This is a genomic window from Rhizobium sp. 01N48 (assembly GCF_056399145.1).
Window position 1 is genome coordinate 19286 of record NZ_JBFTQT010000012.1, and the last position, 12131, is coordinate 31416.

A 12131-nucleotide genomic window follows, 5' to 3' on the forward strand; every position below is an offset into this window, starting at 1 on the left:
CTTGCAGGATTGCATTTATGCCACGGTCACTTGAAATTCAGACGGACTCTTTTCCGATTGCGGGCACTTTCACCATCTCGCGCGGCACCAAGACGAGCGCGGAGGTGATCCTCTGCACGGTGAGCGAGAACGGCGTCTCCGGCCGCGGCGAATGCGTCCCCTATCGGCGCTACGGCGAGACGATGGAAAGCGTCGGCGCGCAGATCGAAGCCATCAGGCCGCTGATCGAGGCCGGCCTCTCCCGCGCCGACCTGCAACAGGCTATGCCACCGGGTGCCGCCCGCAACGCCGTCGATTGCGCCCTCTGGGACCTTGAGGCCAAGCAAAGCGGCACCTCGGTCGCGGCCATGCTCGGCCTCACCGCCCCGCATTCGCTGACGACAGCCTACACGATCTCGCTCGGAGAACCCGAAGTCATGGCCGAGCACGCCCGCGCCAACGCGGCCCGCGCGCTGCTCAAGGTCAAGGTCGGCACAGGTGACGACGAGAGCCGCATCCGGGCGGTGCGTGCTGCGGCCCCCAACGCCGCCATCATTCTCGACGCCAACGAAGGCTGGCCGGAGGATCGCCTCGCCCACCATCTGCGGGTCGCCGCCGAATGCGGCGTGGCGCTGGTCGAGCAGCCGCTGCCGGCAGGCAAGGACGAGCTGCTAGCCGAGATCGACCGCCCTATCCTCGTTTGCGCCGATGAAAGCGTCCATCACACCGGCGATCTCGCCAGCCTGCGCGACCGCTATGATGCCATCAACATCAAGCTCGACAAGACGGGCGGCCTGACCGAGGCCCTGGCGATGAAGCGCGAAGCTGAGCGGCTCGAGTTTCAGATCATGCTCGGCTGCATGGTGGGAACCTCGCTCGCCATGGCGCCGGCCGTGCTTCTGGCCCAGGACGTGGCTTTCGTCGATCTCGACGGCCCGCTGCTTCTTGCCCGCGATCGCGAACCGGGCCTGCGTTACGCCGGTTCGCTCGTCTTCCCGCCGGAACCGGCACTCTGGGGCTGAAGATAATAGGCGACGATAATCAGCCCTAGCCCCAGCACCGCCGTCAGCGCCATGATGTAGTAGCTCGCCATGCCAAGTGCTGCGTAGATGTAGCCCGACGCGATGGTCATCAGCCCCATGAACATGCCGTTATAGAAGAAATAGGCACCCTGCGCCGACGATTCCTGCGTCGCCTGCACCGAGGCGAGGATCCGCCGTTGCACGCCAGTGTGGACGAAGGCGTAGCTGAAGGCATGTAGGCACTGCAGCAGGAAGAAGCCGACGAAGCCCCACTGCATGGGAAACAACAGCCACCGGCAGACGCAGACCGCGGCGCCGACACGGATGAGCGTCCAGGCATCGAAACGTCGGCTGAGCCGCTTCGATTGGAAGAACACCGTCACCTCCGCTGCGACGCCAGCGCTCCACAACAACGCGATTTCCGTGCCCGAAAAGCCGAGATCCCGCCAATAGATCGTCGCAAACGCCTGCAGCAGCGCGTGGCTCGATTGCTGGATGGCGACGCCGATGAGCAGCACCAGCAGATGCGGCTGCCTGAGCGAACTGCCGGTCGCCTGCTGCAGATCGACAGGCGTGCCGCGCCGCCGCGTCGGCCCGATGCGCGGACAATAGAGCGCCATCACCATCGTCATGACGAAACCGAAGATCATCACGGGCAGAACCATCTGCCCGCCCCAGTTTCCGATCAGCCGCCCGCCGACGAGCGTCGAGGCGATGAAGGCGACAGAACCCCAAACCCGCATCGAGCCGTAATCGAACCCCCAGCGCCGCACGCCGGAGATGACGATCGATTCGACCACGGGCACATAGGGAGAAAAGGTAGCGCCCTGGATGGTGTAGACGATCAGCACCGGCCAGAACGTGTCGGTCCAGTAGAGCGCGATTGCCGTCAACAGCGACAGGCCGCCGGAAAACACCAGCACATCGGCGCGCTCCTTCATCCGGTCCGCGTACATCGCCACGATCGGTGCCACGAGCACGCGCACCACCATCGGCACGGCGAGGATGATGCCGATCTCGTGGTCGCTGAACTTGTGCATCGCCAGCCAGACGGGAAAGAATGGCAACGCGACACCGTTTACAAGCAGTGGCGCGCAATAGGACAAAGCGCTCAGCAGCCGGAAATGGGCGGGCGCGACCTCTGTAAAAGAGGCATTCGTGGCGGGAATCATCGGTGTGACCTGAAAGGAACCTGCAAGTTGCCTAACACGTCACCTTAATGGCAACCAAGGCGAGATGAGGTCGCCCCAAACCGATTTCAAAAATAAGCAAAAACTGTCGCGAAACGGCAACGGCAGCAGCTGCACAATGCCATTTCGCAACAGCGAAACAATTGGTGGTATCAGGCTGCCTGCTGTGCCGGTTCGCGCTTGCGGTGATCTTCGAGCGCCAGCGGAGCCGGAGCGGCAGCGCCGCCCATGGTGCGCCATTCGATCAGCTCGAACGTGCCGTCTTCGTGCTCGGCGATTGCCGTGCAGCTTTCGACCCAGTCGCCGGTGTTGATGTAACGCACGCCGTCCATGTCTTCCATGACGGCATGGTGGATGTGGCCGCAGATCACGCCGTCGGCACCGCTCTTGCGGGCTTCGTCGGCCACCACCTTCTGGAACTCGCCGATGAAGTTGACGGCGTGCTTGACCTGCAGCTTCGCCCAGGCCGAGAACGACCAGTAAGGCATGCCGAGCTTGCGGCGAATGGCGGCGAGCCCGATGTTGATCATGATCGCCATGTCGTAGGCCCAGTCGCCGAGATAGGCGAGCAGGCGGGCGTTGCGCACCACGACGTCGAACTCGTCGCCATGCAGCACCAGATACTTCTTGCCGTCGGCCGCTTCATGCATCATCCGCTCGGCCACTTCGATGCCGCCGAAGTGCATGCCGGGGAAGTCGCGCAGGAATTCGTCGTGGTTGCCGGGGATGTAGACGATACGCGTTCCCTTGCGCGCCTTGCGCAGCAGCTTCTGGATCACGTCGTTGCATTCCTGCGGCCAGTACCAGCTGCGCTTCAGGCGCCAACCGTCGACGATGTCTCCCACCAGGAAGATCGTGTCGGCTTCGTGGTACTTCAGAAAGTCGATCAGGAAGTCGGCTTTCGCGGCTTTCGAGCCGAGATGGACGTCGGAAATAAAGAGCGTACGGAAGTGGCGCGTATCCATATTGTCCTTCACAAGCATACTGCCCGTGCCCCATGCTTCATCTGTACTTCTGAAAACCAGACTCGTGTTTCAGGAAGATGACACGGCCCGGACCAGGGGGACTTCCGTCACAAATCGCCACGACTTTGCCGTCACGGGTTTTTACATTTGTGCTGTTTTAGCAATAGGAATCAAAATTCTCGCTGTTACCGTCTTTCGATTGATGTATTGAAAGCGCTCCAATGAAAGCATGTGCGACAGCCTGGAGCATTACGATGGATCACAGCGACAAACCGAAGACGGACAACAAAGCGGCAGGCGGCAGCCTCGATGAACAGGCCTTGTTCTTCCACCGTTATCCCCGTCCCGGCAAGATCGAGATCCAGGCCATCAAGCCGCTCGGCAACCAGCGCGACCTCGCGCTCGCCTATTCGCCCGGCGTCGCCGCCCCCTGTCTCGCCATCCGCGACAATCCGGAAACCGCCGCCGACTACACCTCGCGCGCCAATCTGGTTGCCGTGATCTCCAACGGCACGGCCGTTCTCGGCCTCGGCAATATCGGCCCGCTGGCCTCCAAGCCGGTCATGGAAGGCAAGGCCGTTCTCTTCAAGAAGTTCGCTAACATCGACGTCTTCGATATCGAGGTCGATGCAACGACCGTCGATCACATGGTCTCAACCGTCGCCGCGCTCGAGCCGACCTTCGGCGGCATCAACCTTGAAGACATCAAGGCGCCGGAATGTTTCGAGATCGAGCGCCAGCTGCGCGAAAAGATGAAGATCCCGGTCTTCCATGACGACCAGCATGGCACCGCCATCATCGTCGCCGCCGCGATCCTGAACGGCCTTGAACTCGCCGGCAAGAAGATCGAAGAGGTCAAGATCGTCGCCTCCGGCGCCGGTGCCGCAGCCCTTGCCTGCCTCAACCTGCTCGTCACCCTCGGTGCCAAGCGCGAAAACATCTGGGTTCACGACCTCGAAGGCCTCGTCTACGAAGGCCGCGTCGAGCTGATGGACGAATGGAAGAGCGTTTACGCTCAGAAGAGCGACACCCGCACGCTGGCCGAAAACATCGGCGGCGCCGACGTATTCCTCGGCCTCTCGGCCGCCGGCGTCCTGAAGCCGGAACTCCTGGCGCAGATGGCCGAAAAGCCGCTCATCATGGCGCTCGCCAACCCGAACCCTGAAATCATGCCGGATCTCGCCCGCGCCGCCCGCCCGGACGCGATGATCTGCACCGGCCGCTCGGACTTCCCGAACCAGGTCAACAACGTCCTCTGCTTCCCTTATATCTTCCGCGGCGCGCTCGATTGCGGCGCCGTCACGATCAACGAGGAAATGAAGATGGCGGCCGTGCGCGCCATCGCCGCACTCGCCCGCGAGGAGCCGTCCGATGTCGCCGCCCGCGCCTATTCGGATGAAACGCCGATCTTCGGCCCCAACTATCTCATCCCCTCGCCCTTCGATCCGCGCCTCATCCTGCGCATCGCGCCGGCTGTCGCCAGGGCCGCGGCCGATAGCGGCGTGGCGCTGCGCCCGATCGCCGATTTCGACGCCTATCTCGACCAGCTGAACCGCTTTGTCTTCCGCTCCGGCTTCGTCATGAAGCCGATCTTCGCGGCGGCGAAGAATGCCGACAAGAAGCGCGTCATCTTCTCCGAAGGCGAAGACGAGCGCGTGCTGCGCGCCGCCCAGGTGCTGCTCGAGGAAGGCATCGCCAAGCCGATCCTGATCGGCCGTCCGCAGGTCATCGAAACACGCCTGAAGCGCTACGGCCTGCGCATCCGTCCGCTGTCTGATTTCGACGTCATCAATCCGGAAGACGATCCGCGCTTCCGCGAATATGTCGAGCTCTATCTGTCGCTGGTCGGCCGCCGCGGTGTCATCCCGGAAGCGGCCCGCACCATCGTTCGTACCAACACCACGGTCATCGGCGCGCTGGCGCTGAAGCGCGGCGAGGCCGATGCGCTGATCTGCGGTCTCGAAGGCCGTTATGAAAAGCACCTGCGCGACGTCCGCCAGATTGTCGGCAAGCGCCCGAATGTCCGTGATTTCTCGGCACTCAGCCTGCTGATCTCGCAGCGCGGCGCCACCTTCTTCACCGACACCTATGTGACGTTCAACCCGACGGCCGAGGAAGTGGCGGAATCCGCCGTTCTCGCCGCCGAGGAAATCAAGCGCTTCGGCATCACGCCGCGCGCTGCCCTCGTCTCGCACTCGAACTTCGGTTCGCGTGAATCGGAAAGCGCCACGAAGATGCGCAATGCCCTGCAGCTCGTCCGCGACACCGCGCCCGATCTGGAAGTCGATGGCGAAATGCACGGCGAGAGCGCGATCTCGGAAACGTTGCGCAAGCGCGTCATGCCGAACACCACGCTGCACGACGAAGCCAACCTTCTGGTCTTCCCGAACCTCGATGCGGCCAACATCACGCTCGGTGTCGTCAAGTCGATGACAGATGGCCTGCATGTCGGCCCGATCCTGCTCGGCGCGGCCATGCCGGCACACATCCTGGCGCCGTCGGTCACCTCGCGTGGCGTCGTCAACATGGCGGCCCTCGCGGTCGTCGAGGCGTCCCAGCCCGCATGATTTGCCTTGGACGCTGAAAATGCGTTAGGCTCTGAGCGGCAGCTTGTTAAGACAAGCAATGTATATCGAAGGGCGGGCCATGGTCCGCCCTTCGCCATTTGGTATTTGCTCACTGACGGGACGATGCCTTGAAACGCCTCACGCTGGCCGCAGCACTCCTGATTGCCCTTTCCGCCCCTGCCTATGCGCAGTTGGCGCCGATCTGCGGTCAGTTGCGCGCCCGCTTGGCAACCATCCCGGAAACGATCGGTGGAGGAACGTCGCCCGAAATACGCCGCTTCGTCAGCGCCATCACCGAACAGAATCTGGAACTGCGCAAGCTGCGAAGCGACCAGCGCCGCAACGGCTGCAGCAGCGGCAGCATGGTGGTCATCGGCGGCGACAATGCAGGCTATTGCGGTGAACTTGAGCAGGCCGAAGCGAAGATGCTCGACAACATCGCCGACCTGCAGATGCGCCGTGACGAGTTGCGCGCGCAAAGCCCGGACGCCCGTCTGCGCAACGAACTCTTCGCCGCACTCGACGAAAACAACTGCAATGCGCCCGTGCAGCAATATGAAGAGCCGCAATATGCCAACCCGCCCAGCATCGACGATCAGGCGATGCGCAGCGACACCTTCATTCCGCTCGGCGGCGAGCGTCAGCGCTCCTACGAGTTCTCGCCCGGCGGTCAGCCTCTGACGCATCTGAACACGATCTGCGTGCGCAGCTGCGACGGCGGCTTCTTCCCCATTAGATCGAACGCCACTTCCTTCGATTTCGCCCGCGACGCCAACACCTGCCAGCAGATGTGCCCGGGGATCGAAACCGAGCTCTACTATCACGACGTCTCCAGCGGGGAGACGGAGAACATGATCTCGGCCTCGACGGGCGCGCCCTACAGCGCCATGCCGAATGCATTCGCCTACAAGAACCGCAAGCCTGGCGAAAAATCCTCCTGCAGCTGCAATCTGCCTGCCTATTACGAACAGATGCGCCGCAACCAATCTGTAAGCGCCCCGCCGCCACAGAGCTCGATCACCACGATCGAGACCCCGAACACCGCCGCCAAGCCCGAAACCCAACCCGCGCCGCAACAGCCCGCACCCCAGGCGCAGGTCCCCGATCGCCCGTACGATCCCAGTGCCGGCAAGGTGCGCCAGGTGGGGCCGCAGTTCCTCGCCGGCGATCAGGGATCGATCGACCTGAAACACCCCGCCATGCCGGGCGCCCAGCCGCAGCAACCGCCGGCACAGAAGCAATAGCAGGCGTCGCGGGCTATGCGCCCTCGCCCCAGCGATCCGTAAACACCAGCTCCTCCAACGGCAGCCGCTGCCGCCATCCCTTCACGGCGAGCTCCGGCTCCTCATAGAGCCGGTCGACATAACCGACACAGAGCCAGGCGACGATTTCGATCCGATCAGGCACGCCGAGCGCGCGCTTCAGATCCGCCTCGTGGAAGATGCTGACCCAGCCGACGCCGACGCCTTCGGCGCGCGCGGCAAGCCACAGGTTTTGCACCGCGCAGACGGTCGAATAAGAATCCATCCGCCTGTTGTGGGTCCGCCCCAGCACCACGTCGCCGCAGCGATCCGGATCGCAGGTCACGCAGATGCCGACGGGTGCCGTGCGAATGCCCTCAAGTTTCAGGGCGCGGTAGGCCTGCTGCCGCTCACCGGAAAACATCTCCGCCGCCTCTGCATTGGCCTTTGCGAAAGCCTCCCACACGGTGGATCGTACGGCCTGGTCGCGCACCACGATGAAATTCCACGGCTGCATGAAGCCGACGGACGGCGCGTGATGGGCTGCAGCCAATAGCCGCCCGATGACGTCATCGGGCACGGCATCCGGAAGGAACTCCGATCGCACGTCGCGTCTGGTCTCGATGGCTCTGTAAACGGCGTCGCGCTCGCTCGCCGAAAAGGCACCGGCTCTCGCAAGAGAGCCAGGTTGGTCTGGTCGCATCGTCAATCCCCAACAACACAACCGGCCGCTGTCCAGGCGGTCAGTCTATGATTGTCGGGCCGGTCTTCTGACTTGGCGTCATCCGTCTGCCACGCCTTCCCGGCAAAGCGCCAGTGGCATCAAGCGGCAGACGTCGGCCTTACAGCGTTGGGCACGTTCCGGTCTTGCACCGAATTCCCGATTCTCCCGCAAGCCTGCGGGCACCCGACGCGCCACCTATGCCGACAAACCGCGCCGGATGCAATCGCTCAGGCCTCGACCGGGAAATATCGGACATAGGCGAACTCGTCACCATCGGGTGACCAGTTCGGAACATTGATCGATCCCTGCCCACCGAAAAGCTCGAACAGCGTCGTGAGATTTCCCCCGTCCATATCCATGATCCGCATCCGCACATGCTTGTCACGCGGATGATCGAAGACATCGGGATCGTAGGAAATCAGCACGACCTTGTCGTTGTTGGGGGACGGATGCGCGAACCAGTTGCCGTAATTGTCGTGCGTCACCTGCTCCACGCCGGTTCCGTCGGGATGGATGCGCCAGATCTGCATCAAGCCGGTGCGGCTGGAGTTGAAATAGATCCAGCGCCCATCGGCCGAATAGTCAGGCCCGTCATTGCGCCCCTCACCGTTTGTCAGCCGCCGCTCTTCGCCGCCGGTCACGTCGATCGTGTAGATGTCGAACAGGTCGCCGCGAATGCCGCAATAGGCGAGCTCCTTCCCGTCAGGCGACCAGCCATGCCAGTAGGACGGATGATTGGTGGTCACCAGCTGCGGCGCCCCACCCTCGATCGGCAGCGTGTAGATTGCCGACTTGCCGAACTCGACCTTGTCTGAGATGACGATACGGGTGCCATCGGGCGAAATCCCGTGGTCGTTGTTACAGGCCGTCGCGAAGCCGGTATCGACATGCTCCACCTTCGCCGAGCCGTCGAGCGCCAGCCGATAGAGCAGTCCTTCGTCGTTGAGCAGCAGATAGCTGCCGTCAGGGGCGTAATTGGGGGCTTCGACCAGTCTCTCGGTCTGCCAGATCACACGGGCCTCGCCCGTCTTGACGTTGTAGATCTCGACGGAACTGCGCATGCAAACTCTCCTCTGACGCGAACATATCCATGACCTACGACAGCTAAATAAGGCACGCAAGGATCGCCCGCGCGCGGCAATAGAGGCTCCATCCGGAGCCCACGCGAAATGAGGCAACCAGCTGCCGAAAAGTTTGTGATCAAAAAAGCGTTAAGCCCACGAAACAACAATGGTTCATCTAGCGTTCATGACGAAGATGTGACAGTTCGATGACGCTATGATGACACCGGAGTTCCGCCATTGATCGCCCAAGTTTTCAAGTCCGGAGCGGCTATGCGCGAGGCGGCTCTCTATGGCGGCGTTGGCGCTGACACCCGCCCATCATCTATCCTGCGCGGCGCAATTGCCGTCGCCCTGACGGCGGTGATGGCGTTGCTTGCAACCTTCTCGGTCGAAGTGATCGCGCGCGGCGGCGCAACCGACGTCGGCGCCTTTCTGTCTTCCACGGCCCGTCCTGGCATGACCACGGTCGTCATGCTGACCATCGTGATGCTCTGCGTCGATGCGATCCTCGGCCGCCGTTTCCTCTCTGCACTGGTCGTGCTGCCGCTCGTGCTCGTGCCGGCGCTCGTCTCCAATCAGAAGCAGCACTACCTCTCCGACCCGCTCTACCCCTCGGACATGCTGTTCGGCCGCCAGATTTTCGAGCTGCTGCCGGTCATGGTCCGCGACCGCCCGATGACGGCTATCGCGGTTGCCGTCGGCATCCTTCTCTCCGTCACCGGCCTCGTGCTGGCGTGGCGCTACGCCTGGCGCCGCCTCCCGAAGATGGCGCGCCGCAACCGTATCCGCAATCTCTGCCTGACGGTTCCCGTCATCGCCGCCTTTGGCTCTCTGATGGATTATTCGCAGTATTCCTATATCCGCGACCGGCTGCAGGTGGTGCCGATGATGTGGGATCAGAAAGAGAACTACCGCAGCAACGGCTTCATTCTCGCCTTCATCTTCAACATCCCGATGGCCGACGTCGCCTCGCCCGCCGGCCTCAATACGCAGGCGCTCGACGCCATTCCCTCGCGCAATTACGGCTATCTCAGCGGCCCGAGCGACAAGCCCGACGTGATCATGCTGATGAGCGAATCCTTCTGGGATCCGACGCGCCTGAAGACCCTGAAGTTCTCCGAAGACCCGATGCCGACGATCCGCGCGGCGCAGTCAGGCCACGTCTTCTCGCCTGAGTTCGGCGGCATGACCGCCAATGTCGAGTTCGAGGCGCTGACCGGCTTCTCCAATGCCTTCCTGCCCTATGGCAGCATCCCCTACCAGCAGTATATCCGCAACGACATCCCCTCGCTCGCCACCTTCTTCCGCGGCGAAGGCTATGCGGCCCGTGCGCTGCATCCGTTCAGTGGCTGGTTCTGGAACCGCAACGAGGTCTACAAGGATTTCGGATTCGAGGAGTTCCGCACCGAAGAAACCATGCCGACCATGGAAAAGCGCGGCATCTTCGCCTCCGACGACAGCCTGATGAAGGAGATCATGCAGGAAGCCGACGGGCTCGACCGGCCCTTCTTCTTCTTCGCGGTCACCTTGCAGGGACATGGCCCCTACGAGGCCAACCGCTACGCCAACAACACGGTCGACTTCACCGGCAATCTGACCGACGCCGACCGCGCCACGCTCGCAACCTACACGCAGGGCGTCAAGGAAGCCGACCAGAGCTTCAAGATGCTGACCGAATGGGCATCCAAGCGTGACCGCGAGACGATCATCGTTCTCTGGGGCGACCACTTGCCGCCGCTCGGCAGCGTCTACACGAATACCGGCTATATGCCCGACCAGGTCGCCACCCGCCGGGCTTCCGTCAGCGTCATGAAGCAGGAGCACGAGACGCCGCTGGTCATCTGGTCGAACCGCAAGGGCGTCAAGCAGAACGTCGGCACCATCAGCCCGTCGCAGTTGCCCTATCACGTGCTGAAATTCGCGGGCTACGAGCACCCGTTCTATACCGGCTTCCTCGGCCGCGTGCAGAAGAAGTACCCGATCGTCGATCGCTATCAGCTGATAACCCGCGACAACACCGCTTCGCCGGACTGGGTTCGCGACGCCAAGACCATCGATCCGCTGGTCCGCGACTATCGCTATCTCCAGCACGATGTGATGTTCGGCAAGGCGCAGACCGTCGAGCGCTTCTTCCCGCAGCACTCCTGGCTGCGAGCAGAGGGCTCTTGAGCACGGCAGACATGCACGTTGCCGCATTGCATTCCTGGCGCATAACGGAATACTCCCCGCCAACATGAGTCATCGGGAGTCGCGCCATGAACAATCTCTCCAGTTTCGTCCACCTGCATTTCGACAAGTCCGCCAACGAACTCGGCGACATCGAAAAGCGGGTGCTGGAAAAGGCGCATGCGCGCAAGATCATCTCGACGGATATCAATGCCGCGCTGAAAGCCGAATCGTCCTTCGGCGAGAGGATGGCCGACAGCATCGCGCGCGTCGGCGGCTCTTGGGCCTTCATCACCACCTTCCTGGTCTTCCTGGCCGTCTGGTGCGTGATCAACACGATCATCCTTTCGACCCGCGCCTTCGACCCCTACCCCTTCATCTTCCTCAATCTCGTCCTCTCCATGATCGCCGCGATCCAGGCGCCGATCATCATGATGTCGCAGAACAGGCAGGCCGAGCGCGATCGCTTCGAGGCGGCGAAGGACTACGAAGTCAACCTGAAGGCCGAGCTGGAAGTGCTGTCTCTGCACCAGAAGATCGACATGCAGGTGATGACCGAGATCGCCGCGCTGCGCGAGGATATCGCCAGATTGACCCAGAAGCTCGGCAACTGATCCCAAGCCGGCGAACAGATTAGCCGGCCACAGGAATAGCGCACCATTTCCGTACACCCTGATATCTTGCAGGTACACGCATGGGGTTTATTAGGTAAGCAAAAATTAAGACGGTTAAATGTATCCTTCGGTTGTCCTCGCTGCGGCGTTGACCATTGCAAGGAGTGCAGTGCATGAGGAATGCCCGACGTCTTCTCGCCAACCGGCAGGGTGCGGCCGCGATAGAGTTCGCAATCGTTGCACCGGTCTTTCTGCTCGTTCTTCTCACCCTGATCGCCTATGGCATCTACCTCAGCGCCGCGCATGCGCTGCAGCAGCTGACGGCGGACGCCGCACGCACGGCGGTGGCCGGCCTTTCCGAGCAGGAGCGCGCCCAGCTCGTCAACAATTACATCGCGCTGTCGACCCTCAACGATCCCCTGATCGACCGCAAGAAACTCCAGGTCACCGTTGCCACCGACCCCACGAACGCCAATCAGTTCACGGTCACGACGGAGTATGACGCCAGCGCCCTACCGATCTGGAATCTCTACACATTCCCGCTTCCCGACACCAAGATCCGCCGCTTCGCCACGATCCGCATGGGTGGTATATGAAAC

The 12131-nt window shown here is 62.3% G+C and carries 10 protein-coding genes and 1 riboswitch; of the genes, 6 read left to right on the forward strand and 4 right to left on the reverse strand.

Annotation, left to right across the window (positions count from 1 at the left end; genetic code table 11):
- The first annotated feature begins 17 nt into the window (after positions 1–17).
- Positions 18–1001: an N-acetyl-D-Glu racemase DgcA gene (gene dgcA / locus AC1DOG_RS20425; RefSeq protein WP_477930607.1), complete on the forward strand. Its 984-nt coding sequence runs from the start codon at positions 18–20 to the stop codon at positions 999–1001.
- On the opposite strand, the gene AC1DOG_RS20430 is transcribed toward dgcA, so the two are convergent.
- Positions 953–2173 carry an MFS transporter gene (locus AC1DOG_RS20430; protein WP_477930609.1) on the reverse strand — a complete coding sequence of 407 codons (1221 nt, stop codon included), beginning with the start codon at positions 2171–2173 and terminating at the stop codon, positions 953–955. The two genes, dgcA and AC1DOG_RS20430, sit on opposite strands and share 49 nt — an antisense overlap.
- Positions 2174–2343: 170 nt before the next feature.
- Positions 2344–3156 (reverse strand): UDP-2,3-diacylglucosamine diphosphatase, encoded by an 813-nt coding sequence (locus AC1DOG_RS20435; protein ID WP_026283711.1) that lies wholly within the window; start codon positions 3154–3156, stop codon positions 2344–2346.
- Positions 3157–3410: 254 nt separating this feature from the next.
- On the opposite strand from AC1DOG_RS20435, the gene AC1DOG_RS20440 reads away from it, so the two are divergent.
- Together AC1DOG_RS20440 and AC1DOG_RS20445 are read left to right on the forward strand one after the other, a co-directional pair.
- Positions 3411–5723: an NADP-dependent malic enzyme gene (locus AC1DOG_RS20440; RefSeq protein ID WP_477930611.1), complete on the forward strand. Its 2313-nt coding sequence runs from the start codon at positions 3411–3413 to the stop codon at positions 5721–5723.
- 128 nt (positions 5724–5851) lie between these two features.
- Positions 5852–6967 carry a DUF2865 domain-containing protein gene (locus AC1DOG_RS20445; RefSeq protein WP_477930613.1) on the forward strand — a complete coding sequence of 372 codons (1116 nt, stop codon included), beginning with the start codon at positions 5852–5854 and terminating at the stop codon, positions 6965–6967.
- A 13-nt stretch (positions 6968–6980) separates the two neighbouring features.
- On the opposite strand, the gene bluB is transcribed toward AC1DOG_RS20445, so the two are convergent.
- Positions 6981–7667: a 5,6-dimethylbenzimidazole synthase gene (bluB, locus tag AC1DOG_RS20450; RefSeq protein ID WP_477930615.1), complete on the reverse strand. Its 687-nt coding sequence runs from the start codon at positions 7665–7667 to the stop codon at positions 6981–6983.
- A 40-nt stretch (positions 7668–7707) separates the two neighbouring features.
- Positions 7708–7890: riboswitch (cobalamin riboswitch) on the reverse strand.
- Positions 7891–7915: 25 nt separating this feature from the next.
- Complete coding sequence (locus AC1DOG_RS20455; protein ID WP_477930617.1) at positions 7916–8749, reverse strand: TolB family protein; 834 nt, start codon at positions 8747–8749, stop codon at positions 7916–7918.
- Positions 8750–9022: 273 nt separating this feature from the next.
- Between AC1DOG_RS20455 and AC1DOG_RS20460 the strand changes: the two genes are divergently transcribed.
- The 3 genes from AC1DOG_RS20460 to AC1DOG_RS20470 all read left to right on the forward strand — a co-directional run bounded on the left by AC1DOG_RS20460 (position 9023) and on the right by AC1DOG_RS20470 (position 12128).
- The gene (locus AC1DOG_RS20460) at positions 9023–10921 is read left to right on the forward strand and encodes an LTA synthase family protein (protein WP_477930778.1); all 1899 of its coding nucleotides are present in this window, start codon (positions 9023–9025) and stop codon (positions 10919–10921) included.
- A gap of 86 nt (positions 10922–11007) precedes the next feature.
- A complete protein-coding gene (locus AC1DOG_RS20465) occupies positions 11008–11532 on the forward strand; it encodes a DUF1003 domain-containing protein (protein ID WP_018902359.1) in 525 nt (174 codons plus the stop codon).
- Positions 11533–11705: 173 nt separating this feature from the next.
- On the forward strand, positions 11706–12128 hold the full coding sequence (locus tag AC1DOG_RS20470) for a TadE/TadG family type IV pilus assembly protein (RefSeq protein ID WP_018902358.1): 423 nt from the start codon (positions 11706–11708) through the stop codon (positions 12126–12128).
- The last annotated feature ends 3 nt before the right edge of the window (positions 12129–12131 follow it).